The 23,334-nt window shown below is 68.9% G+C and carries 21 protein-coding genes; 13 read left to right on the top strand and 8 right to left on the bottom strand.

The window, feature by feature from the left end:
• Positions 1 to 10: 10 nt before the first annotated feature.
• Positions 11 to 823 (bottom strand): glutamate ABC transporter substrate-binding protein, encoded by an 813-nt coding sequence (locus tag EXE63_RS32080; RefSeq protein WP_168145302.1) that lies wholly within the window; start codon positions 821 to 823, stop codon positions 11 to 13.
• Between the two features lie 26 nt (positions 824 to 849).
• Positions 850 to 1,578: an amino acid ABC transporter ATP-binding protein gene (locus EXE63_RS32075; protein WP_168145895.1), complete on the bottom strand. Its 729-nt coding sequence runs from the start codon at positions 1,576 to 1,578 to the stop codon at positions 850 to 852.
• An 81-nt stretch (positions 1,579 to 1,659) separates the two neighbouring features.
• Here EXE63_RS32075 and miaB point away from each other — a divergent pair, with 81 nt between their 5' ends.
• Positions 1,660 to 3,180 (top strand): tRNA (N6-isopentenyl adenosine(37)-C2)-methylthiotransferase MiaB, encoded by a 1,521-nt coding sequence (gene miaB, locus EXE63_RS32070; RefSeq protein ID WP_168145301.1) that lies wholly within the window; start codon positions 1,660 to 1,662, stop codon positions 3,178 to 3,180.
• Positions 3,168 to 3,770, top strand: a complete 603-nt coding sequence (locus EXE63_RS32065; protein ID WP_168145300.1) for an Rv2732c family membrane protein — start codon at positions 3,168 to 3,170, stop codon at positions 3,768 to 3,770. Before miaB ends, EXE63_RS32065 begins: the two co-directional genes overlap by 13 nt.
• Here EXE63_RS32065 and EXE63_RS32060 read toward each other — a convergent pair.
• Positions 3,767 to 5,134: a DUF349 domain-containing protein gene (locus EXE63_RS32060; protein ID WP_168145299.1), complete on the bottom strand. Its 1,368-nt coding sequence runs from the start codon at positions 5,132 to 5,134 to the stop codon at positions 3,767 to 3,769. The two genes, EXE63_RS32065 and EXE63_RS32060, sit on opposite strands and share 4 nt — an antisense overlap.
• A 162-nt stretch (positions 5,135 to 5,296) precedes the next feature.
• Between EXE63_RS32060 and EXE63_RS32055 the strand changes: the two genes are divergently transcribed.
• Genes EXE63_RS32055 through hflX form a run of 5 tightly spaced genes read left to right on the top strand, consistent with a single transcriptional unit; the run spans position 5,297 to position 10,085 of the window.
• Positions 5,297 to 6,184 carry a DMT family transporter gene (locus tag EXE63_RS32055; RefSeq protein ID WP_168145298.1) on the top strand — a complete coding sequence of 296 codons (888 nt, stop codon included), beginning with the start codon at positions 5,297 to 5,299 and terminating at the stop codon, positions 6,182 to 6,184.
• Between the two features lie 4 nt (positions 6,185 to 6,188).
• On the top strand, positions 6,189 to 6,869 hold the full coding sequence (locus EXE63_RS32050; RefSeq protein WP_168145297.1) for a class III extradiol ring-cleavage dioxygenase family protein: 681 nt from the start codon (positions 6,189 to 6,191) through the stop codon (positions 6,867 to 6,869).
• A gap of 38 nt (positions 6,870 to 6,907) precedes the next feature.
• Positions 6,908 to 7,807 (top strand): tRNA (adenosine(37)-N6)-dimethylallyltransferase MiaA, encoded by a 900-nt coding sequence (gene miaA, locus EXE63_RS32045; protein WP_168145894.1) that lies wholly within the window; start codon positions 6,908 to 6,910, stop codon positions 7,805 to 7,807.
• Positions 7,804 to 8,652, top strand: a complete 849-nt coding sequence (dapF, locus tag EXE63_RS32040; protein WP_168145296.1) for a diaminopimelate epimerase — start codon at positions 7,804 to 7,806, stop codon at positions 8,650 to 8,652. Before miaA ends, dapF begins: the two co-directional genes overlap by 4 nt.
• Positions 8,653 to 8,684: 32 nt before the next feature.
• A complete protein-coding gene (gene hflX, locus EXE63_RS32035) occupies positions 8,685 to 10,085 on the top strand; it encodes a GTPase HflX (protein WP_168145295.1) in 1,401 nt (466 codons plus the stop codon).
• Positions 10,086 to 10,155: 70 nt separating this feature from the next.
• Here hflX and EXE63_RS32030 read toward each other — a convergent pair whose 3' ends face one another.
• Complete coding sequence (locus EXE63_RS32030) at positions 10,156 to 11,523, bottom strand: PE-PPE domain-containing protein (protein ID WP_168145294.1); 1,368 nt, start codon at positions 11,521 to 11,523, stop codon at positions 10,156 to 10,158.
• 138 nt (positions 11,524 to 11,661) lie between these two features.
• On the opposite strand from EXE63_RS32030, the gene EXE63_RS32025 reads away from it, so the two are divergent.
• From EXE63_RS32025 to EXE63_RS32010, 4 genes are read left to right on the top strand one after another with little or no spacing between them, the layout of a single operon-like run.
• Positions 11,662 to 12,867 (top strand): thiolase family protein, encoded by a 1,206-nt coding sequence (locus tag EXE63_RS32025; protein WP_168145293.1) that lies wholly within the window; start codon positions 11,662 to 11,664, stop codon positions 12,865 to 12,867.
• Between the two features lie 2 nt (positions 12,868 to 12,869).
• Entirely contained in the window at positions 12,870 to 13,274 is a 405-nt protein-coding gene (locus tag EXE63_RS32020; RefSeq protein WP_105366289.1) for a Zn-ribbon domain-containing OB-fold protein, read from the top strand.
• Positions 13,275 to 13,283: 9 nt separating this feature from the next.
• Positions 13,284 to 15,506, top strand: coding sequence for an acyl-CoA dehydrogenase family protein (locus EXE63_RS32015; RefSeq protein WP_168145292.1), 2,223 nt, complete (start codon positions 13,284 to 13,286; stop codon positions 15,504 to 15,506).
• A 16-nt stretch (positions 15,507 to 15,522) separates the two neighbouring features.
• Positions 15,523 to 16,083, top strand: a complete 561-nt coding sequence (locus EXE63_RS32010; protein WP_168145893.1) for a TetR/AcrR family transcriptional regulator — start codon at positions 15,523 to 15,525, stop codon at positions 16,081 to 16,083.
• Here the strand turns inward: EXE63_RS32010 and EXE63_RS32005 are convergent.
• Positions 16,074 to 18,356, bottom strand: a complete 2,283-nt coding sequence (locus EXE63_RS32005; RefSeq protein WP_168145291.1) for a molybdopterin guanine dinucleotide-containing S/N-oxide reductase — start codon at positions 18,354 to 18,356, stop codon at positions 16,074 to 16,076. The genes EXE63_RS32010 and EXE63_RS32005 overlap by 10 nt on opposite strands.
• Positions 18,357 to 18,453: 97 nt before the next feature.
• Here EXE63_RS32005 and EXE63_RS32000 point away from each other — a divergent pair, with 97 nt between their 5' ends.
• Both EXE63_RS32000 and EXE63_RS31995 read left to right on the top strand, forming a co-directional pair.
• Complete coding sequence (locus tag EXE63_RS32000; protein WP_105366293.1) at positions 18,454 to 19,611, top strand: acyl-CoA dehydrogenase family protein; 1,158 nt, start codon at positions 18,454 to 18,456, stop codon at positions 19,609 to 19,611.
• A 116-nt stretch (positions 19,612 to 19,727) separates the two neighbouring features.
• On the top strand, positions 19,728 to 21,752 hold the full coding sequence (locus EXE63_RS31995; protein WP_168145290.1) for a sunset domain-containing protein: 2,025 nt from the start codon (positions 19,728 to 19,730) through the stop codon (positions 21,750 to 21,752).
• A 6-nt stretch (positions 21,753 to 21,758) separates the two neighbouring features.
• On the opposite strand, the gene lexA is transcribed toward EXE63_RS31995, so the two are convergent.
• From lexA to EXE63_RS31980, 3 genes are read right to left on the bottom strand one after another with little or no spacing between them, the layout of a single operon-like run.
• Entirely contained in the window at positions 21,759 to 22,433 is a 675-nt protein-coding gene (gene lexA / locus EXE63_RS31990; protein WP_168145289.1) for a transcriptional repressor LexA, read from the bottom strand.
• Positions 22,434 to 22,465: 32 nt separating this feature from the next.
• Complete coding sequence (locus EXE63_RS31985) at positions 22,466 to 22,912, bottom strand: DoxX family protein (RefSeq protein ID WP_168145288.1); 447 nt, start codon at positions 22,910 to 22,912, stop codon at positions 22,466 to 22,468.
• Positions 22,905 to 23,327, bottom strand: a complete 423-nt coding sequence (locus EXE63_RS31980) for an organic hydroperoxide resistance protein (RefSeq protein ID WP_168145287.1) — start codon at positions 23,325 to 23,327, stop codon at positions 22,905 to 22,907. The genes EXE63_RS31985 and EXE63_RS31980 overlap by 8 nt, the downstream gene beginning before the upstream one ends.
• Positions 23,328 to 23,334: the final 7 nt, after the last annotated feature.

Raw genomic sequence — 23,334 nt, 5'->3', positions numbered from 1 at the left:
GCCTGCGCGGTTACTTGTCGACGGTCGGCGGCTCGGGCGCGGTGATGCCTGCGGGCCCGAGGTTCTTGTCGAAGGCTTCCTTCCAGGCGCCGTCGGCCTCCATCTTGGTGATGGCGTCGTTGATCTTGGTGCGCATTTCGGTGTCGTCCTTCTTCAGGCCGATGCCGTAACGCTCCTCGGAGAACGGTTCACCGACGATCTTGAAGGTTCCGGGGGACTGGGCGGCGTACCCGGCCAGGATCACCTCGTCGGTGGTCACCGCGTCGATGGCGCCGGTCTTGAGTGCCTCGACACAGGCCGAGTAGGTGTCGTACTGCTGCAGCTGCACGCCGGGGTACTTGTCCTTGATGCGCTGGGCCGGGGTCGAGCCGGTGACCGAGCACAGCTTCTTGTTGTTCTCCAGCGACTCGGCGCCGACGATGTCGGAGTTGTCGGCGCGTACCAGCAGGCTCTGCCCGGTGATCAGGTACGGCCCGGCGAAGTCCACCTTCTCCTTACGGGCGTCGGTGATCGAATACGTCGCGACGATGAAATCGACCTGGCCGTTCTGGATCAGCGTCTCGCGCTGCGAGGACGGCGATTCTTTCCACTCGATGTCCTCGGGGGCGTAGCCGAGTTGCTCGGCGACATAGGTGGCGACGTCGACGTCGAACCCGCTCATGGTGCCGTCCGGGTTCTTCAGCCCCAGACCGGGCTGGTCGAACTTGGTGCCGATGACGACCTTGGATTCGTCGCCACCGCCTCCGCCGCAGGCGGCGAGGGTCAGCGGCAGCGCTGCGGCCACAATGGCGGCAGCAGCCACCCGGAAGCGCAGAGACGGCATGTCATGGTCCTTTCGGTGGTGGACGATCAGTGGTTGAGAATCTTGCCCAGGAAATCCTTGGCACGGTCGGACTTGGGGTTGTTGAAGAATTCCTCGGGTTCGGCGTCCTCGACGATCGCGCCGTCGGACATGAACACCACCCGGTGTGACGCGCGGCGCGCGAAGCCCATCTCGTGGGTGACGACCACCATGGTCATCCCCTCCGACGCCAGCGAGGTCATGACGGCCAGCACCTCGTTGATCATCTCCGGATCCAGCGCACTGGTCGGCTCGTCGAACAGCATCACCTTGGGGCTCATCGCCAGCGAGCGGGCGATCGCGACCCGCTGCTGCTGCCCGCCGGACAGCTGTGCCGGGTACTTGTCGGCCTGGTTGGAGATGCCCACCCGGTCGAGCAGGGCCATCGCCTCGCTCCGGGCCTTGTCCTTGCCCAGCTTTCGCACCTTGACCGGCGCCAGCATCACGTTCTCGACAATTGTCTTGTGTGCGAACAGATTGAACGACTGGAAGACCATGCCGACATCCGAGCGCAGCTGGGCGAGCTTGCGGCCCTCCTCGGGCAGCACCTCGCCGTCGATGGAGATGGTGCCGGTATCGATCGGCTCGAGCCGATTGATGGTGCGGCACAACGTTGATTTGCCCGAACCCGACGGGCCCAGCACCACCACGACCTGTCCGCGCGGGACATCGAGGTCGATGTCCTGGAGCACGTGCAGATCGCCGAAGTGCTTGTTCACACCCTGTAGCGAGATCATCGGGACCGAAGCCGCGGTGGTCATGGATGGGAACCCTACCCAGGTAATGCTCAGGATGGGGCGTATCGACACCCCCGTAACATGATCGTCGTGACTTCCGTGTTGGCCTCGACTGTGGAGGCGGGTGCTCGACCCGCGGCCCCCGTGCGCACCTACCAGGTGCGCACCTACGGCTGCCAGATGAACGTGCACGACTCCGAGCGGCTGTCCGGGCTGCTGGAGGCCGCCGGCTACGTCCGCGCCGTCGAGGGCACCGACGCCGACATCGTGGTGTTCAACACCTGCGCGGTGCGCGAGAACGCCGACAACAAGCTGTACGGGAACCTCAGTCATCTGGCGCCGCGCAAGAACGCCGAGCCCGATATGCAGATCGCCGTCGGGGGCTGCCTGGCCCAGAAGGACCGCGACGCCGTGCTGAAGAAGGCGCCCTGGGTCGATGTGGTGTTCGGTACCCACAACATCGGCTCGCTGCCGGTGCTGCTGGAGCGGGCGCGCCATCAGCGGGTGGCCCAGGTCGAGATCGCCGAGGCGCTGCAGGAGTTCCCGTCGGCACTGCCCGCGGCTCGCGAATCTGCCTATGCCGCTTGGGTTTCCATATCTGTGGGCTGCAACAACACCTGCACGTTCTGCATCGTGCCCTCGTTGCGCGGTAAAGAGGTGGACCGTCGCCCCGGCGACGTGCTGGCCGAGGTGCAGACCCTGGTGGACCAGGGTGTGCTCGAGGTCACTTTGTTGGGGCAGAACGTGAACGCCTACGGGGTGTCGTTCGGCGAGCGCGGCGCCTTCGCCGACCTGCTGCGGGCGTGCGGGAACATCGACGGGCTGGAGCGCGTGCGGTTCACCTCACCGCATCCCGCCGAGTTCACCGACGATGTCATCGAGGCGATGGCCGAAACACCCAATGTGTGTCCCACGCTGCACATGCCGCTGCAGTCGGGCTCTGACCGCGTACTCAAGGCGATGCGGCGCTCCTACCGCGCCGAGCGTTACCTGGGCATCATCGACCGGGTGCGTGCCGCGATACCGCACGCCGCCATCACCACCGACATCATCGTCGGCTTTCCCGGCGAGACCGAGCAGGACTTCCAGGACACCCTGGACGTGGTGGCGCGATCGCGCTTTGCCAACGCCTTCACCTTCCAGTACTCGAAGCGCCCCGGCACACCTGCCGCCGTGCTCGCCGACCAGCTGCCCAAAGAGGTTGTCAGCGAACGCTATCAGCGCCTCATCGACCTACAGGAGCAGATTTCGTTGCAGGAGAACCAGGCTCAGGTCGGCACGCAGGTCGAGCTGCTGGTCGCCGCGGGGGAGGGCCGCAAGGATGCCGCCACCGCGCGGATGTCCGGGCGTGCCCGCGACGGCCGGCTGGTGCACTTCGCCGCCGGGGGCGCCGAGATCCGTCCCGGTGACATCGTCACCACGACCGTGACCCGCGCCGCCCCGCACTTCCTGGTCGCCGACGGTGTGGTGTCCGCCCATCGCCGCACCCGGGCCGGGGACGCGCATGCCGCCGGTGTTCGCCCGGTCACCGGTGTGGGCCTGGGCATGCCGGGCGTCGGCGCACCGCCGGCCGCCCCCGTCACCGGCGGGTGTGCGCTGTGAGCGGCCGGGACCCGAAGGACTTCGACGCGTTCAAGGGCGATATCGAGGCCGCCGAACGCCGGGTCGCCTCCGAGATCGACCCCGGCGCCCGCGCGCTGGTGGTGGCGATCCTGGTGTTCGTGGTGCTGGTGTCGTTCCTGCTGCCGCACACCGGATCCTCCCGCGGCATCGATGTGCTGATCGCCAACGAGACCGCGATCGCCGACGGGCTGTCCCTGCCGTCGCGGGTGTTCGTGTGGCTGGCGCTGGTCTTCAGCATCGGATTCTCCGTCCTGGCGCTGCTGACCCGGCGCTGGACGCTGGCCTGGATCGCGCTGGCCGGTACCACGGTGGCCTGCCCGGCGGGCATGCTCGCGGTCTGGTCCCGCCAGACCGCCGGCGAGGGCCTGCCGGGCCCCGGTATCGGGCTCGTCATCGGCTGGATCGCGGTGCTGCTGCTGGCGTTCCACTGGGCGCGGGTGGTGTGGTCACGCACCGCGGTGCAGTTGGCCGCCGAAGAGGAGCGCCGCCGTGCCGTCGCTGCGCGCCAGCACAAGACGCTGCTCGATGACCTCGATCCCGACGCGGGCCCCGACCCCGACAAGCCCTAACGCTTCTTGGTGACCGCTTCCGCAGCGGTCTCCGCCCATTCCCGCCACTGGGCGGCGCTGGCCCGCGCCTTCTCCGCGTCCTTGGCCTTGCCTGCCGCTTCGGCCTTCTCCGCCTGGCGTTCGAACTGCTCGGCGCGCTCCCGGAACTGGTCGGCCCGTGCCTGCGCCTCGGTGTCGGTGTGGTCGGTGGCCCCGGCGTCGCGGACCTTCTTCTCGACCGCGCGCAGCCGGCGCTCCAGATCGGCCGACTTCTCGCGCGGCACCTTGCCGATCGCGTCCCACTTGTCACCGATGGTCCGCAGCGCGGCCTGCGCGGCCTTGGGGTCCGAGACATCGATGCGTTCGGCCTCGGCCAGCAGCTTCTCCTTGGCGACCGCGTTGGCGCCGAACTCGGCGTCGCGTTCGGCATTGATGGCGTTGCGGGCCTCGAAGAAGGTGTCCTGGGCGGCCTTGAAGCGCGCCCACAGTGCGTCGTCGACGTCCTTGGCGGCCCGGCCGGCGGCCTTCCACTGCGCGAGCAGATCCCGGAAGGTCGCCGCGGTGCCCGCCCAATCGGTGGAATCGCTGAGCTTCTCGGCCTTCTCGCAGAGGGCCTCCTTGGCCTGTCTGGCACCGACGCGTTCGCGGTCCAGCTCGGCAAAATGTGAACCCCGGCGCCGGTTGAACGTCTCCCGGGCCGCCGAGTACCGCTTCCACAGCGCATCGTCGGTCTTGCGGTCCAGACCGGTGATGGTGCGCCACTCGTCGAGGATGGCGCGCAGCCGGTCACCGGCGGACTTCCACTGGCCGCTGGCGTTGGCGATCTCCTCGGCCTCGGCGGCCAGCGCCTCCTTGCGGGCGGTCTGGGCGGCGCGGTGCTCATCGCGGCGTGCCCGTTCCTCGGCGGCCGCCCCGTCGGCGTGTTCGAGAATGGACTTCAGGCGCTGTTCGACGGCGTCGACGTCACCGAGCACCGCGGCGGTCGGCAGGGTCTCCAGCAGTGCGGATGCGGCTGATTTGATCTTGCGGGCGTCGCCGGTGCCGGAGGCCAGCCGGGTCTCCAGCAGGGCGACCTCGGTGTGCAGATCGTCGTAGCGGCGGCCGAAGTGGGCGAAGGCGGCCTCGGGCTCGCCGGCCTGCCAGGAGCCGATGACGCGTTCCCCGGCGGCGGTGATCAGGACGACGGTGCCGTCCTCTTCGACGCGGCCGAACCGGTGCGGGTCCACCGAGGCAGGTGCCGGGACGACGGGCGTGGCGGCCACGGCTGCGGCCGGGCGGGGGTGCGGGGTCGGGCGCGGACCCGGCCTGGGCGTGGGTTTGGGGGCCGGGGCCGCAGCTGCCGATTCCCCGGTGGTCTCGCCGGAACCTGAGTCGTTGGTCGTCATGTTCATTCCCTCGCACTCCGCGTGGTCTGACCCACGCACCTGCCGCGCGACGCGGCGCCGATAGCTTCCGATGGCTATTCAAGCAGGTCGGGTCGAACCGCGGTTGCGATCGGCACGTGTTTACCGGCACCCTCAGTGCCCTGACCGGTTGGGAGGCCCCCGTTGGACAAGGCGGATATCGCCGCACTGCTGGCTCTGGGCGCTGCGCTGTTCATCGCCATCGGCGATGTCATCCACCAGCGTTCCGCGCATGAGGTCACCGACGAGCAGGTCAGCCATCTCCAGCTGTTCCTGCGGTTGCTCAAGGACCGCGTCTGGTGGGTCGGCAGCCTGGTCTCGGCGGTCGGGTTCGGTCTGCAGGCGGCCGCGCTGGGACTGGGTTCGGTGCTGCTGGTGCAGGCCTTGCTGGTGACCTCGCTGCTGTTCGCGCTGCCGCTGAACGCCCGCGCCACCCATCACCGGGTGAGCAGATTCCAATGGACCTGGGCGGTGCTGCTGGCGGCATCGGTGGTGGTGATCGTCACCGTCGGTAACCCGACGGCCGGGCATTCGCGGGCCGACACCGAGACCTGGCTGGCCGTCGGTGCGGTGCTCGGGCCGCTGCTGGTGCTGTGCATCGTCGGTGCGCGGATCTGGTCCGGTCGCAAGATCAGCGCGATGCTGCTGGCGTGCGTATCGGGCGCGCTCTGGGGACTTTTCGCGATCCTCACCAAGGGCGTGGTCGACCGGATCGGCGACGGTGTGTGGGAACTGCTGCGCACCCCGGAGCTCTACGCCTGGGCTGTGGTGGCGGTGGCGGGCACCGCCTATCAGCAGGCCGCCTTCCGGGCCGGGTCGATCACGGCCTCGCTGCCGACGATGACGGTGACCGAACCGGTGGTGGCCTCGGTGCTGGGCGTCGTGGTCCTCGGTGAAAGCCTGCGCCCCGGTGAGGCCGGCTGGATCACCCTGATCGCGGCGGTTGCGGTGATGATGGTCGCGACCGCGGCGCTGGCCCGCGGGGAGGCAGGCTGGGCCGATCAGCCCGACACCGGTAAGGCGATAGCGTGATGGCGTGTTGGCGGCCATTGCTCTGATCCCCTCGGCGCCGGTGCTGGTGCCCGAACTCGCCGGTGCCGCGGCGGCCGAAGTGGCCGACCTGCGTGCCGCGGTGCTGACGGCGGCCGCCGCACTGCCGGGGCGCTGGATCGTCATCGGCGCGGGTGGTACCGATCAGGTCATCCCAGCGTCCGCGAAGGGGACCTTTGCCGGTTACGGCGCCGATATCCGGGTCTCGCTGGGTCCGCAGGCCGACGGCCCGGTGACCGAGCTTCCGCTGGCCGCGCTGATCGCCGGCTGGGTGCGTGCGCAGGTGAACGCCGGCTGCCTGGCCGAGGTGCGGGTCCACGCCGACGTCGGCGAGGCGGCCGTGCACCGCGGCGTGACGCTGCGCAGCGAGCTTCAAGAATCCCCGGACCCGATCGGCGTGCTGGTGGTCGCCGACGGCGCCAACACCCTGACCGAGTCCGCACCGGGCGGTTTCGAGCCGGATTCGGTGTCCGCCCAGGCGGCGCTGGATGACGCGCTGGCGGCCGGTGACGCCGACACGGTGATCAGGTGCGCGGGAGGCGCGGTGGGGCAGAGCGCCTATGAGGTGCTGGCCGGACTCACCGGCCGGCAGCCCGTCCGCGCCCGCGAGCTCTACCGCGGGGCACCGTTCGGCGTCGGCTATTTCGTGGGCACCTGGCTCCCGTGAGCGGCACCCTGCACCCCCGTCGCTCCGCTCGCCCCGACATCCGGCCCGTCGCCGTCATCGGGCCGACCGGGACCGGCAAGTCCGCACTCGGGCTGGCCCTGGCCGAGCGGCTCGGCGGCGAGATCGTGAACGCCGACGCGATGCAGTTCTACCGCGGGATGGACATCGGCACCGCCAAACTGCCGCCCGAGCAGCGCCGCGGCATCGTGCACCACCAGCTCGACGTCCTCGACGTCACCGAGAACGCCTCGGTCGCGCGGTACCAGGAGAACGCGGCGGCCGATATCGAGGCGATCATGTCCCGCGGCGCGGTGCCGGTGATCGTCGGCGGGTCCATGCTCTACATCCAGTCCCTGCTGGACCAGTGGTCGTTCCCGGCCACCGACCCGACGGTCCGGGCCCGCTGGGAGGCCCGCCTCGCCGAGGTCGGGGTGGCCGCGCTGCACACCGAGCTGACCCGGGTCGATCCGGCGGCCGGAGCCGCCATCCTGGACACCGACGGACGCCGCATCGTGCGTGCCCTCGAGGTGGTCGAACTCACCGGCAAACCGTTCGCGGCGTCGGCACCCCGCATCGGAACCCCGCGCTGGGGCACGGTGATCCTCGGGTTGGACTGGGACACAAGCATTCTGGATGAGCGGCTGCGGCAGCGCACCGACACGATGTTCGCCGAAGGTCTGGTCGCCGAGGTGACCGGCCTGATCGAGCGTGGCCTGCGGGCCGGGGTGACGGCGTCGCGGGCCCTCGGTTACGCGCAGGTGCTGGCCGACCTGGACGCCCTGGGCGACGGCTCCGCCGCACGAGAACCCACCTTCGTGGGTACCCGCCGCTATGTGCGCAGGCAGCGGTCCTGGTTCCGCCGCGATCACCGGGTGAACTGGCTCGACGGTTCGGCGCCGGACCTGGCCGCTGCGGCGCTGCGTATCCTGGACAAATGAGGTTCGCGAAGGGTCACGGCACGCAGAACGACTTCGTTGTGCTGCCCGACCTGGACGCCGGGCTCGCGCTGACCCCAGACATGGTGGCCGCGCTGTGTGATCGGCGCCGCGGGCTGGGCGCCGATGGTGTGCTGCGGGTGACGACGGCCGGTGCCGCGGCCGCCGCCGGGGTGTTCGAGACGCTGCCCGACGGGGTGTCGGCCCAGGACTGGTATATGGATTACCGCAATGCCGACGGTTCCATCGCCCAGATGTGCGGTAACGGGGTGCGGGTCTTCGCGCACTACCTGCGCGCGGCCGGGCTGGAGACCCGCGACGAGTTCGTGGTCGGCTCGCTGGCCGGTGCACGACCGGTGGTGATCGAGCAGTTCAGCCCCACGCACGCCGAGGTGACCGTCGATATGGGCAAGGCCAACCGGTTGGGCACCGGAACGGCCGTGGTCGGCGGACAGCGCTTCACCGGTCTGGGAGTCGATGTCGGCAATCCACACCTGGCGTGTGTCACGAACCTCGACACGGCCGAGTTGGCCGCCCTCGATGTCGGCGCACCGGTGTCCTTCGACACCTCCCAGTTCCCCGACGGGGTCAACGTGGAAATCCTGACGACACCGACGCAGGGCTCGGTGGACATGCGCGTGCACGAACGCGGAGTCGGCGAAACCCGTTCCTGCGGAACAGGAACCGTGGCCGCTGCGCTGGCGGCGCTGAACCATCTGGGGCAGGAAACCGGCTCCCTGGCGGTCCGCATCCCCGGCGGTGTGGTCACCGTCTCCATCACCGAGGCGACCAGCTACCTGCGCGGCCCGTCGGTGCTCGTCGCGCACGGTGAATATTCAGGTGCGTGACCCCGGCCACCGTGCCACCATCGAAAGAACATATGACTGAACCCGATTACATTCCCAGCACCGGCGAACTGGCCCTCGAGGACCGCGCGGCATTGCGCCGCGTGGCCGGGCTCTCCACCGAACTCACCGACATCACCGAGGTCGAATACCGACAGCTGCGCCTGGAGCGGGTGGTACTGGTCGGCGTCTGGACCGAGGGCACCGCGGCCGATGTCGACGCCAGCATGGCCGAGCTGGCCGCGCTGGCCGAGACCGCGGGCTCGGAGGTCCTCGAAGGCCTCGTGCAGCGCCGCGACAAACCCGACGCGTCGACCTACATCGGCTCCGGCAAGGCCATCGAACTGCGCGATATCGTCACCGCCACCGGCGCAGACACCGTCATCTGCGACGGCGAGCTCAGCCCCGCCCAGCTCAACTCGTTGGAGAAGGTCGTCAAGGTCAAGGTCATCGACCGGACCGCGCTGATTCTCGACATCTTCGCCCAGCACGCCACCTCCGCCGAGGGCAAGGCGCAGGTGTCGCTGGCCCAGATGGAGTACATGTTGCCGCGACTGCGCGGTTGGGGTGAATCCATGTCCCGCCAGGGCGGTGGCGCCGGTGGCAGCAGCGGCGGTGTGGGCACCCGCGGACCGGGTGAGACGAAGATCGAAACCGACCGTCGCCGCATCCGCGAGCGTATGTCGAAGCTGCGCCGCGAGATCAAGGACATGAAGAAGATCCGCGACACCCAGCGCGGTAAGCGCCGGGCCGCCGATCTGCCCGCGGTCGCGATCGTCGGTTACACCAACGCCGGAAAGTCCAGTCTGCTCAACGCGCTGACCGGCGCCGGGGTGCTGGTGGAAAACGCCCTGTTCGCCACCCTGGAGCCGACCACCCGTCGCGGAGAACTCGACGACGGCCGGCCCTTCGTGCTGACCGACACCGTCGGCTTCGTCCGGCACCTGCCCACCCAGCTGGTGGAGGCGTTCCGTTCCACGCTGGAGGAGGTCGTCGACGCCGATCTGCTGGTGCATGTGGTCGACGGCTCCGATGCCACCCCGCTGGCGCAGATCAACGCGGTCCGCCACGTGGTCCGCGATGTCTACTCCGATCACGACGGCTCACCGGCCCCGGAACTGTTGGTGGTCAACAAGATCGACGCCGCCGATGATCTCGCCCTGGCCCAGCTGCGGCGCGCCCTACCGGATGCGGTGTTCGTGTCCGCGCACACCGGCGAGGGACTCGATCAGCTGCGCGCCCGCCTGGTGGAGCTGGTCGAACCCACCGACGCCTTCGTCGACGTGACACTGCCGTATGACCGCGGTGACCTGGTCGCCCGGGTGCACACCGAGGGCCGGATCGACACCACCGAGCACACCGAGACGGGCACCAAAATCACTGCGCGGGTGCCGGTCCCGCTGGCCGCCAGCCTGCGCGAGTTCAGCAACTGGTAGTCGCGCGGGTAGGCGCACCGTCGTCGAAGGATCCCCCGGATTCCGCGGCCGATGCGCCCACCCGCGCCGCTCATGCGGCCTGGCGCACCGACCGGGTGGTGGACTTGGCGGTCTTGGGCGAGGTTCTGGCCTCGGTGAGCCGAGCGCGCTGGGTCGGTTCCTCGATCTCCTCGGTCTGCTCGGGCATGTCGGTCTCTTCGCTCTCGTCGATTGTTGCGGTGTCTTCGAGCACGTCGGTGTCGGCGGCCGGCTCGGTGAGCTCGGCAACGTCGACCGCGGCCGCCGTGCGCACCGGCGCCTGCTGCTGCGCGGGCGCCTGCTGCGGCGCCGAACCGCCCCCGAACGCATCGTGGATGCCCTCGCCGATCGCGTCGACCACATCGCGGGCCAGCACGAACGGGTTGATCCGCGGAATCAGCCGGAAGGGAGCGGGCACACCGTAACTCAGCGAACGGTCGTAGCCGGCCTCGATCAACACCTCGAGCACCGGGGTCAGCAGCGTGACGATCGGCTTGATGATGAACCCGGTCCCGGTGAATCCGGCGAACTCCAGGAACGGTCGCACGATCGGCAGCGTCTTGGTCGGGATGGTGATGTAGCGGGTGTCGCCGTGCTCGTCCCAGTTGTCCTCGTTCGCGAGTTGCTCGGCGAGTTCCTCGGGTGTGTAGCCGTCGGGCAGTTCCCCGACATCGCTGTCCTCGTTGGGCGCCAGGTAGGTGCCGTGGATGTATAAGAATCCGGCGATCGCGTTGAGGACTGCCAGTGCGTTGAGCGGGTAGAGCGGGAAGTCGGCGACTCCGTCATAGCGGAACGCGATATCGGTGGCGCAGATGTGGTCGCAGGTGTCGGTCGGTGCGGGCAGTCCGAAGGTGGCGTCGAGGATGGGTACGTGTCCCAGGAAGGCCAGTCGTTCGAAGAGTCCGCCGTTGGGCCGGTTGGTGTTTCCGATCATCACGAAGGACAGGTAGGTCTGGTCCTTGGGTAGTCCGGCCAGGTTGCGCTTCTCCCGGCTGACGATGTTGCCGCCCTGCGAGTAGCCGAAGATCACGACCGGTGTGTTCGGGGGATTCTGCGCCAGGGTGTCCACCAGTGTGGAGTTGAGTGTGCTCAGTCCCTCACCGGTGGACACATCCCACTTGGCGCCCTGCAGCCCGCCCCAGCCCGGTAGCGGGATCGGCCAGAACTGCGCGGGGTAGTCGATGCCCTGCAGCGCGCAGTCGTTGGCCTCGGTGCATGCAGGGTTGAACGGCGAGATGTAGTAGTCGCGGGCGTTCTCCATGTAGTCGCCGACGATGTTGGCATTCGGTGTCCCGGTGCCCGGCACGATGAGCGCCGTCGCGGCGAGGGCGACGGCCATCGTCAGGGTCGAGGCGACCGTGATGAGAACCGCGGTCAGCAACGTCAGCAGGGTCGTGATCGAACGTCGTGCAGTACGCATCTGGCACCCCCGGGTAAGCGCTCATCGGATCGTCGCACCCCGGCCGCCATGCCGTTGACAGAACCGAGAACCGGGCCCGAATTGAAACTAGAATCTCGTTCTAATAATGTGGGGCAGACCGATCGGAGGGAGCATCACATGGGCCTACGGGGCGAGGCCGCGATCGTCGGTTTCCACGAGCTGCCCGCGACGCGGAAACCGACCGGGGCGCCGGAGTTCATCCTGGAGCAGTGGGCACGGCTGGCCGCCGCCGCGGTCGCGGACGCCGGGCTGACGGTGGACCAGGTCGACGGCCTGGTGACGTGCGGGGTGATGGAATCCCAGCTGTTCGTCCCCTCCACCGTCGCCGAGTACCTGGGCCTGGCGGTCAACTACGCCGAACTGGTCGACCTCGGCGGTGCGTCCGGTGCGGCCATGGTGTGGCGGGCCGCGGCGGCCATCGAACTGGGTATCTGCCAGGCGGTGCTGTGCGCCATCCCGGCCAACTACCTCACCCCGATGTCGCCCGAGCGCCCCTACGATCCGGGCGATGCGCTGTACTTCGGCGCGTCCAGCTACCGCTACGGCTCACCGCAGGCCGAGTTCGAGATCCCCTACGGCTATCTCGGCCAGAACGGGCCGTACGCGCAGGTTGCCCAGATGTACGGCGCCGCATACGGATACGACGAGACCGCGATGGCCAAGATCGTCGTCGACCAACGGGTCAACGCCAACCACACCCCGGGTGCGGTGTTCAAGGACAAACCGCTGAGCATCGCCGACGTGCTGGACAGCCCCATCATCGCCTCGCCGCTGCACATGCTGGAGATCGTGATGCCCTGCATGGGCGGTTCGGCGGTGCTGGTCACCAATGCCGACCTCGCGCGCAAGAGCCGCAACCGCCCGGTGTGGATCAAGGGCTTCGGCGAACGGGTGCCCTACAAGTCACCGGTGTACGCCGCCGATCCGCTGCAGACACCGATGGTCAAGGTCGCCGCGTCCGCGTTCGGCATGGCCGGCGCGACGCCCGCGGACATGGACATGGTGTCGATCTATGACTGCTACACCATCACCGCGCTGCTCACCCTCGAAGACGCCGGCTTCTGCGAGAAGGGCAAGGGCATGCAATTCGTCACCGACCATGACCTGACCTTCCGCGGTGACTTCCCGATGAACACCGCGGGCGGGCAACTCGGCTACGGGCAGCCCGGCAACGCCGGCGGCATGCACCACGTCTGCGACGCGACCCGGCAACTGATGGGCCGTGCCGAGGCCACCCAGATCGCGGACTGTCACCGCGCTTTCGTGTCCGGCAACGGCGGCGTGCTCAGCGAACAAGAAGCACTCGTGCTGGAGGGGGACTAGCCATGGCGCGTCCGGTACCGTTGCCCACCCCGACCTCGGCCCCGTTCTGGGACGGCCTGCGCCGTCACGAGGTGTGGATCCAGTTCTCGCCGTCGCTGGACGCCTATGTCTTCTACCCGCGGGTGCTCGCTCCCGGCACTCTCGCCGATGACCTGCAATGGCGCCAGATCTCCGGTGCGGGCACGCTCGTCAGCTTCGCCGTCGCGCAGCGGCCGGTCGCACCGCAGTTCGCCGATGCGGTGCCACATCTACTCGGCGTGGTGCAGTGGGACGAGGGGCCGCGGCTGGCCACCGAACTCGTCGACGTCGACGCGGCGCAGCTGCGGGTCGGCATGGCAGTGTCTCCGGTGTTCGCCGAGCACCCCGAGGCCGACATCACCCTGCTGCACTACACCGCGGCGCGATAGGAGACTCCCGTGGTCGTGGCCCTGACCGACGAACAGATCCAGCTCACCGACTCGATGGCCGGCTTCGCCAGGCGCCACGGGGGACTGGAACTCACCAGATCGCAATTCGAGGAGATCGCGGCCGGAGCCCGGCCCGACTTCTGGCCCACCCTCGTCGCCCAGGGGTTGCACGCGGTGCACCTGCCCGAGGAGTTCGGCGGCCAGGGCGGCACGCTGGCCGAGGCCGCCTGCGTCATCGACGCCGCCGGTTACGGCCTGCTGCCCGGTCCACTGTTGCCCACCGTCATCGCCGGTGCCGCGGTGGCCGCCGCCGATCCCGACGGGCCCGCCGCCCGGGTGTTGCTGCAGGCCATCGGGGCGGGCCGCACGGCGGCGCTGCTGCTGCCCGGCGACGGTGAGATCCGGGCCACCGCCGGCGACGCGGGATGGCAGCTGGACGGCTCGGCCGGGCCGCAGCTCGGACTGGGCTCGGCGGAGCATCTCGTGGTCGGCGCCACCACCGAAGCGGGCGAAACCCGCTGGTTCGTCCTGGACGCCGGCGCGCCGGGCGTCACGGTGCGGGCGCAGTCACCCACCGACCTGACCCGCGATGTCGGCACCCTGCACTGTGCCGGTGTCACCGCCGGCGACGTGCTCACCGGGATGGATGAGCAGACCGCGCAGGGCATCGCGGTCGGCCTGATCGCCGCCGAGGCCGCAGGTATCGCGCGCTGGTGTGTGGACAACGTCGTCGCCTACCTGAAGGTGCGCGAGCAGTTCGGCCGACCGATCGGGGCCTTCCAGGCCCTGCAGCACAAGGCGGCGACATTGTTCATCAACAGCGAACTCGCCGCGGCCTCGGCGTGGGACGCGATTCGCGGTGCCGACCAGTCGGCGGTGCAGCACCGCATCGCCGCCGCCGGTGCCGCGGTCGGCGCCATCGGCCGGCTTCCCGAACTCGTCGTCGATGCGCTCACCATGTTCGGCGCGATCGGCTACACCTGGGAGCACGACCTGCACCTGTACTGGAAGCGTGCCATCAGCCTGGCCGCCGCCATCGGTCCGGTGACGGATTGGGCAGGTGCCCTTGGCGATCCGGACCTGCCCGGGCGTGATTTCGCCATCGAGCTCACCGAGGTCGAGCCGGAGTTCCGCGCCGGTGTCGCCGGGGCTCTCGACGCGGCGGCCGCATTGCGCAACGAGAAACCCGGTAGGCAGAACCCCGAGTATGCGGAGTACTGGACCGGCCCACAACGCACGGCGCTGGCCGATGCCGGCCTGGTCGCGCCGCATCTGCCGGCGCCCTGGGGGCTGGATGCCTCACCGGCGCAGCAACTGATCATCGATGAGGAGTACGACAAGCGGCCCTATCTGACGCGGCCGTCGCTGGGGATCGCTCAGTGGATCCTGCCCACGGTGCTCACCGCGGGCTCCGATGAGCAGCGTGACCGGTTCGCGGTACCGACGATGCGTGGTCAGATCGGTTGGTGCCAGCTGTTTTCCGAACCGGGTGCCGGATCGGATCTGGCCGCGCTGTCGACCAGGGCGACCAAGGTCGACGGCGGCTGGCGGATCAACGGGCAGAAGGTCTGGACGTCCTCGGCCCAGCGTGCCGACTGGGGCGCCCTGCTGGCCCGCACGGATCCGGAAGCCAAGAAGCACAAGGGTATCGGGTACTTTCTGGTCGACATGACCTCCCCGGGGATCCGGGTCCGGCCGCTGCGCACCGCCAGCGGTGACGAACATTTCAACGAGGTCTTCTTCGACGACGTCTTCGTTCCCGACGGGATGCTGGTGGGCGAACCCACCGCGGGTTGGTCCCATGCGCTGGCCACGATGGCCAATGAGCGGGTGGCGATCGGCGCCTATGTCAAGCTGGACAAGGAAAGTGAGCTGCGCACCCTGGCCCGTCGGGCCGGCCCGCAGGACGAGGTGGTGCGCCGGGCCCTCGGTGAGGTCCGGGCGGCGACCAATGCCATCGGCGCACTCGCGGTGCGGGACACCCTGGGCAGGCTCGCCGGGCACGGCCCGGGGCCGGCGAGCAGCGTCGGAAAGGTCGGCACCGCGCTGCTGGTGCGCCGGGTGACCGCGGACGCGCTGGCCTTCAGCGGTCGCGCGGCCATGGTCGGTGGCGGCGAGCAGCCTGCGGTGGGGCAGAGCCTGATGATGCCCGCCGAGGTCATCGGTGGCGGCACCATCGAGATCCAGCTGAACATCATCGCGACGATGATCCTCGGGCTGCCGAGGAACTGAGGCCGCCGTGACCGATATGCCCGGCTATAAGCAGGCCCGCCGGTCCCAGATTGTGGCCGCCGCGCAGGCGCTGCTCAAGGCGCAGGACTACGACCAGATCCAGATGCGTGATGTCGCCGACGCGGCCGACGTGGCGCTGGGCACGCTGTACCGCTACTTCAGTTCCAAGGAGCATGTGTACGCGGCGGTCCTGATGGACTGGGCCCAGCCGGTTTTCGCGCCCGCGGCCGCGGACACCCGCCCGGCCGAACTCCGGGTGCGGGAGAAGGTGCGCGGCATCATCGCCACCTTCGAGCGGCGTCCCGCCTTCTTCAGGGTCTGCATGCTGTTGCAGAACACCGCCGATGCCAACGCGGCGGCGCTGATGGAAGAGTTCGCGGCAGTGGCCCAGCAGACCCTGTCCGCGGACTTCGCTGCGCTGGGTGCCCGGGAGTCGGCCGATACCGCGATCATGCTGTGGGGCATCATCAGCACCATGCTCTCCGGTGCCCTGGTGCACGGCCATCCGATCGCCGACGCCTACCGGGTCGTCGACGCGTTCGTCGACCTCGTCGCCCCCCGGCTGTCTCAGAGCTGACGGATCACCGGCGGCTCATGCGCTTTCACCGGTGGCAGCTCGCCGGTGAACTTCTCCAGCTGCACCAGCACGTGTGCACCGGTGCAGCCGCGGGCCAGTGCCGAGGTGCCGATATCGTCGGTCAGTACGTTCGGGTTGCCGTGCACGCACAGCGAATCCGGGTCGGCCGGGTCGAGCGGATCGAACCAGGCGCCGGTGGACAGCTGCACCACCCGCGGGCGCAACCGGTCGTCGATCACCACCCCGGCAAGGCAGGCGCCGCGGTCGTTGAACACCCGCACCACGTCACCGTCGGCCAGGCCGCGTTCGGCAGCATCTCCCGGATGGATCCGGATCGGCTCGCGCCCTTGGACTTTGGACTGCTGGCTGGTGGCACCGCCATCGAGCTGGCTGTGCAAGCGGCTGGCGGGCTGGTTGGCGATGAGGTGCAGCGGGTAGGTCTTGGCGCGCTCGCCGCCCAGCCATTCGGTGGGTTCGAACCAGGCCGGGTGCCCCAGGCAATCGTCATAGCCGAAGCCGTCGATCTCGGAGGAGAAGATCTCGATCCGCCCGCTCGGGGTGTTCAACCGGTTCGTGTCCGGGTCGGTGCGGAAGTCGGCCAGCAGGGTCAGCCCGGGTTCGGTGGGCAGTCGCAGTTGCCCGTCGGCCCAGAACTGATCGAAGGAGGGCGCGGCGAAATCCACACCGGCCGACCACGTGTCGTAAAGGTGCGCCAGCCACTGCCGGGCGGTGCGGCCCTCGGTGAACTGCTCGGCCACACCGAGGCGCTGCGCGAGTTCGGCGAAGGTCGTGTAGTCGTCCCGTGACTGCGCGTAGGGCTCGGTCAGCGCCGGCATCGCCGTCAGCATCGGGTCGTTGCGTGAACCGGAATAGTCGTCGCGCTCATAGGCGGTGGTGGAGGGCACCACGATATCGGCGTGCCTGGCCATCGCGGTCCAGTAGGGATCGTGCACGACGATGGTGTCCGGCCGGGCCAGCGCGCGGCGCAACCGCGGGATGTTCTGGTGGTGGTGGAACGGATTCCCGCCGGCCCAGTAGACCAGCCGGATGTCGGGGAACGTCAGGCGCAGCCCGTTGTAGTCGTACTCCCGGCCGGGGTGCAGCAGCATATCGCTGACGGCGGCCACCGGGATGAAGGTGGGCACCGGGTTGTGACCCTGTGGCAGCACCGGGAGCCGCACCCGCAGCGGCGCCAGCCCAGGCTCGTTCATCGATCCGTACCCGTGCCCGAAACCTCCTCCGGGAAGGCCGATCTGACCGAGCATCGCGGCCAGCGTCAAGCCCATCCACGGGGCCTGCTCGCCGTGGCGGATACGTTGCAGCGACCAGCTGATGGTGACCAGGGTGCGGCCCGCCGCCATCCGGCGGGCCAGTGCCCTCAGATCCTCGGCCGCCAACCCGCTGATGGTCGATGCCCATGCCGGGGACTTCGGCACACCGTCGTCGGTCCCGAGCAGATACCGCTCGAACCGCTCGTACCCGACGCAGTAGGTGTCCAGGAATGTGCGGTCGGCCAGACCCTCGGTGGCCAGCACATGGGCCAGGGCCAGCATGATGGCCACATCGGTGCCGGGTACCGGTGCGTGCCATTCGTGCTCGCCGTCGACATCGTCGCGCAGCGGTGAGAACGACACGATGCGTCCGCCCCGTTCGCGGAACCGGCGCAGCGCCGCTCGGGCCGGATGTGCGGTGGTACCACCGTGATTGATGCCGGTGTTCTTGAGGGCGATACCGCCGAAGGCCACCAGTAGGTCGGTGTGTTCGACGATCACCTCCCATTGGGTGGACCGCTTGAACAGGTCGTCATGGGTGCCGACGACGCGGGGCATGATCGCGCCGGTGGCGCCCAGGCTGTAGGAGTGCCGCGACGAGGTATAGCCGCCGATGAGTTTCAGGAACCGGTGTACCTGGCTCTGGGCGTGGTGGAACCGGCCTGCGCTGGCCCAGCCGTAGGAGCCCCCGTAGACGGCCTCATTGCCGTGGGTGTCGATCACCCGGCGCAGTTCGCCGGCGAGCAGCTCGGTCAGCTCGTCCCAGGACACCGCCACGAATTCGTCGTCACCGCGCCGGTCGCTGGGGCCGGGTCCGCTGCGCAACCAGCCGCGGCGCACGGCGGGGCCGGTGACCCGCGAGCGGTGCCGGATCGAACCGGGCAGGTTGTGCAGCAGGGGGGATGGATCGGCGTCACCGGTCTGCGGCGCCACCGCCGCGATGTCGCCGGCCCTGACCTCGGCGGTGAAGGCACCCCAGTGGGCCAGGCTGGCTCGTGACACGCACCAATCCTAGGTCGCCGGACGCACCGCTCGACCAACCATCCGGTTGGTATATGTTGGGCGCCACACACCCTGATACCAGTACCGGAGGTCACGCATGGGCGCCGTCAAATTCGACCGCACGCTGTTCGAGCCGGAGCACGATCTGTTCCGCGAGTCCTATCGCGCTTTCCTGGACCGCCACGCGGCGCCGTTCCAGGAGGAATGGGAGAAGGCCAAGATCGTCGACCGCGAGGTCTGGCGGGAGGCCGGTAAGCAGGGCTTTCTGGGGATGGCCGTGCCCGAGGAGTACGGGGGTGGCGGCAATCCGGACTTCCGCTACAACGTCGTCATCACCGAGGAGACCAGCGCCGGCCGCCACAGCGGCCTGGGCTTCACGCTGCAGAACGATGTCATCGCGCCGTACCTGATCGAGCTGGGCACCGAGGAGCAGAAGCAGCGCTGGCTGCCCGGATTCTGCAGCGGCGAATTGATCACGGCGATCGCCATGACCGAACCCGGCACCGGCAGCGACCTGCAGGGCATCAAGGCCCGCGCGGTTCGCGACGGTGACCACTACATCCTCAACGGTTCGAAGACGTTCATCACCAACGGCATCCACGCCGACCTGGTGATCGTGGTTGCCTGCACCGATCCCGAAAAGGGTGCCCAGGGCTTCTCCCTGTTGGTCGTCGAGCGCGGTATGGAGGGCTTCGAGCGTGGCCGCCACCTCGACAAGATCGGCCTCGATGCCCAGGACACCGCCGAACTCTCGTTCACCGATGTCAAGGTTCCGGTCGAGAACCTGCTCGGCCAGGAGGGGATGGGTTTCCTCTACCTGATGCAGAATCTGCCCCAGGAACGCATCAGCATCGCCGTGATGGCCGCCGCGGCCATGGAGTCCGCCCTCGAGCAGACCCTGCAATACACCAAGGAGCGCAAGGCCTTCGGTAAGCCGATCGGCAGCTTCCAGAACAGCCGGTTCGTGCTCGCCGAACTGGCGACCGAGGCCACCGCGATCAGGATCATGGTCGACGAATTCATCCGTTTGCACCTGGACCGCAAGCTCACCGTCGAGCAGGCCGCCATGGCCAAGTGGTACAGCACCGAGGCGCAGGTTCGGTTGGTGGATCGCTGCCTGCAACTGCACGGCGGCTACGGTTACATGCGGGAATACCCGATCGCGCGGGCATTCCTGGACTCGCGGATCCAGACGATCTACGGCGGAACGACGGAGATCATGAAGGAGATCATCGGTCGCGGCCTGGGGGTCTGAGCGCCCCGACACGTTTCGGCGCAGGTCGCGATATCCCACGAGTTCGCCGTCAGCTGACGCAAAGTTGACGAACGCGATACTTTCGTGTGGTTTTGCGCTACTTCGGGGAGGACCGAATGACCAGGCAGCGGACCCGGCTGGGCAGGCTTGTCAGCCTGGCGGCGACAGGGCTGGTGAGTGCCGCACTGATCGCGGGCACGGTGCTGCTGGCGCCACCGGTCGCGGCGACACCGGAAGGTGACGCCGACGCGGCGATCACCGCGGCCTGGGAGACCGGCGGCGGTGACGGGGGCCCACTGGGTCCCAAGGACGGTGGGGTCTACCCGGCCGGAGACGGCTTCGGGCAGAACTTCGCGTCGGGCAAGATCTTCTTCACCCCCGACACCGGTGCGCACATCATCACGGGCGCCATCCTGGAGAAGTACGAATCCCTGGGCGGCCCCGCCGACAGTGATCTGGGCTTCCCGACGATCGACGAGGGCCCGGGCCGCGCGGCCAACAGCCGCAACTCCACGTTCAGCGCGCCCGACCAGCCGGTCATCTTCTGGACCCCGGACACCGGTGCCCGGGTCGTCCGCGGGGCCATCAACCAGGCCTGGGATGCCCTCGGTGGTTCGGCCGGGGTGCTCGGAGTGCCCAGCGAAGACGAGACCACCAACGGCGACACCGTCACGCAGAAGTTCACCGGCGGTGAGATCTCCTGGGATCGCAAGACCAAGGCCTTCACCACGGTGCCGCCCGAGCTGGCAGGTCAGCTCGGGGCCATCGAGGTCCCCTCGGACGCCACATCGGCCATCGCCGCCGCCCGGCGGGCGGCCGGCGGTGCGCTGGGCCCGCTGGGGGCCGAGGAGGGCGCGCAGTACGCGATCGGCGCCGATGGGGTCGGGCAGAACTACACCGGCGGCAAGATCTTCTACCGCCCGGATACCGGGGCCAATGTGGTCACCGGTCAGGTGCTGGCCAAGTACGAGAGTGTCGGCGGACCGACCGGGGACCTCGGGTTCCCCACCGCCAGTGAGGCCGACGGCGGCCTGACACCGCAGAGCCGGGTGGCGACCTTCGCCGCCGCGGACAGGCCGGTGATCTTCTGGACGCCCGATTTCGGTGCGGTGATCGTGCGCGGTGCGATGAACGCGGCCTGGGAGAAGCTCGGTGGAGCGACGGGTGAACTCGGCGCGCCGAAGGGCGATCAAACCGAGAACGGCACCGTCATCAGCCAGCAGTTCAACGGCGGCTCGATCTCGTGGGACAAGGCGACCAACACCTTCAGCACCGAGCCCGCCGGCCTGCAGTCTCAGCTCGTGGGCCTGGAGGTGCCCGGCGCCGACGCACCGCAGGCACCGGCGGATGCCCCCGCGGGCACCGACACCGACGACGGCGGCAGCTCGTGGTTCTCGTGGTGGTGGCTGCTGGGCCTGATCCCGCTGGTGGGCGTGATCGCGCTGGTCGCCATCGCCGTACTGCGTAACCGGCGCCCCCGCGAGGATGACGAGTTCGGCGACGACCCCTACGAGCGCGGCTACGACGGCGGGCACGAGGACCGTTTCGAGTCCGGCTATCCCAGCCGGCCCGAACCGGCCGTCTACACGCCGCAGAGCCCGTGGGCGTCGGCGCTCCCCACCGGCACCGGCACCGACGCCGCCGATGACGAATCCGGTGACGAGGACTACGAGTACGACGAGGAACCCGGCGAGTACGGCTCCGATGAGTACGGCTCCGACGATCAGGACGCCGATGGCGATGAGCTCGAGGAACTCGGTGTGCCGCAGGCGGAGCCGCTGAGTTTCGACCATGATCCGGATGCGGTCGACACCGCGCCGACGCGAATCGAAGTTCTTCCAGAGACGCCTGCGGAGCAGTTCGATCCACCGACCATGGTCGTACCCGAGTACGAGCCGGATTTCCCCAGTGGCCGCCACGCCGCGATCCAGGACGAGGAACCCGAGGACGCCGGCTGGACCTCGATGCGCCTTGCCACCGGTGACCGCTACCGCGCGCCGGAGGGCTATCCGATCAAGGCGGATACCAAGACCGGGCTCTACTGGGCTCCGGGTAGCCCGGGATATCGCGATACCGAGGCCGAGATCTGGTTCGCCAGTGAGGACTTCGCCCGGACGAACGGATTCGTCCGGGCCGACTGAGCGTCCTCAGATCTTGCGGATCACGGTGACGACCTTGCCGAGCACGACCGCGTCGTTGCCGTCGATGGGGTCGAACGCCGGGTTGTGCGGCATCAGCCACACCTGACCCCGGGTGCGCTTGAAGGTCTTGACGGTGGCTTCACCGTCGATCATCGCCGCGACGATGTCACCGTTGTCGGCGACGTTCTGCTGGCGGATGACCACCCAGTCGCCATCGCAGATGGCGGCGTCGATCATGGACTCGCCGACCACCTTCAGCAGGAACAGTGACCCCTCGCCGACCAACTCGCGGGGGAGCGGGAAGACCTCCTCGACAGCCTGTTCCGCCAGGATCGGCCCGCCCGCGGCGATCCGGCCGAGAACCGGGACGAAGGTGGGTTCGGGCAGGGCGTCCGAGCCGGCGACATCGGTGGCCACGACCGGGGTCACCATTTCGTCGGAACCGCGGACATCCACCGCGCGTGGACGGTTCGGGTCCCTGCGCAGGTAGCCCTTGCGTTCCAGGGTGCGCAACTGATGGGCCACCGACGACGTCGAGGTCAGGCCGACGGCATCGCCGATCTCGCGGATGCTGGGCGGGTAGCCGCGACTGGTCACGGAGGTGCGGATGACCTCCAGGATGGTGCGCTGACGCTCGGTCAGGCTGGAGCGTGCCTCAGGGGTTTCGGTGCTGTCGCTCATGGCGCCGAATGTAGTCGCCGTCGCGCAGATAATCAAACATGTGTTCGAGGCGTGTCGGATCTGCCTGCGCCCCGCGGCACCGCCGTCGACCACAGTGCCCACGCGATCAGGACGGGCTGGAACAGCAGTCGGATGAATCGGCTGGTATCGCTGTTGAGACCGAAACCGTCGGCGTGGTTGACGAATTGTGCGATGTTCCCGGGGAAGATCAGCACGAAGAACGCCGCGAGCAGCCGGCCGACCAGCACGCGGTCGCGCCGCAGCAGGGCGAGTCCGACGCCGAGGGTGATCTCGACACCGCCGGAGGCCATCACCACACCGTCGGGGTCCATCGGCACCCACTTGGGGACCTGGGCCTGGAATTCCTCGCGAGCCCAGAACAGGTGACTGAAACCGGCGAAGATCATGGCGCCCGCAAGAGCCAGCCGCGCAATGGTGCGTGCCCGGGTGGTCGGCGGTGGGGCCGGAAGCTCACTCATCGGCCACAGTCAGGGTGACCTCGATGTTGCCGCGGGTGGCGTTGGAGTAGGGGCAGACCCGGTGGGCGGCCTCGGCGAGCTGCTGTGCCGTCGCGTGATCCACGCCGGGCAGGGTGATCTCGAGTTCGACCGCCAGGCCGAAGGCGCCGTCGTCGCCGGATCCGAGCACCACCCGGGCGCCGACCGCGGAATCGGAGACGTCGGCCTTCTGCTGGCGTGCGACCAGTCGCAGCGCAGAGTGGAAGCAGGCGGCGTATCCGACGGCGAACAACTGCTCGGGGTTTGTGCCCGCGCCCGAGCCGCCCATTTCCTTCGGGATGCTCAGCGCGACATCGACCTTCCCGTCCGATGTGCGTCCGTGCCCGTCGCGGCCCTCGCCGGTGGCGAGTGCCTCCGCGGTGTAGAGCGTCTTCATGGTCGAT

This window comes from Mycolicibacterium frederiksbergense (assembly GCF_012223425.1).
GTDB classification, from domain to species: Bacteria; Actinomycetota; Actinomycetes; order Mycobacteriales; family Mycobacteriaceae; genus Mycobacterium; species Mycobacterium frederiksbergense.
Note: the sequence above shows the minus strand (reverse complement) of the source record. Positions and strands in the feature narration are given on the sequence as shown.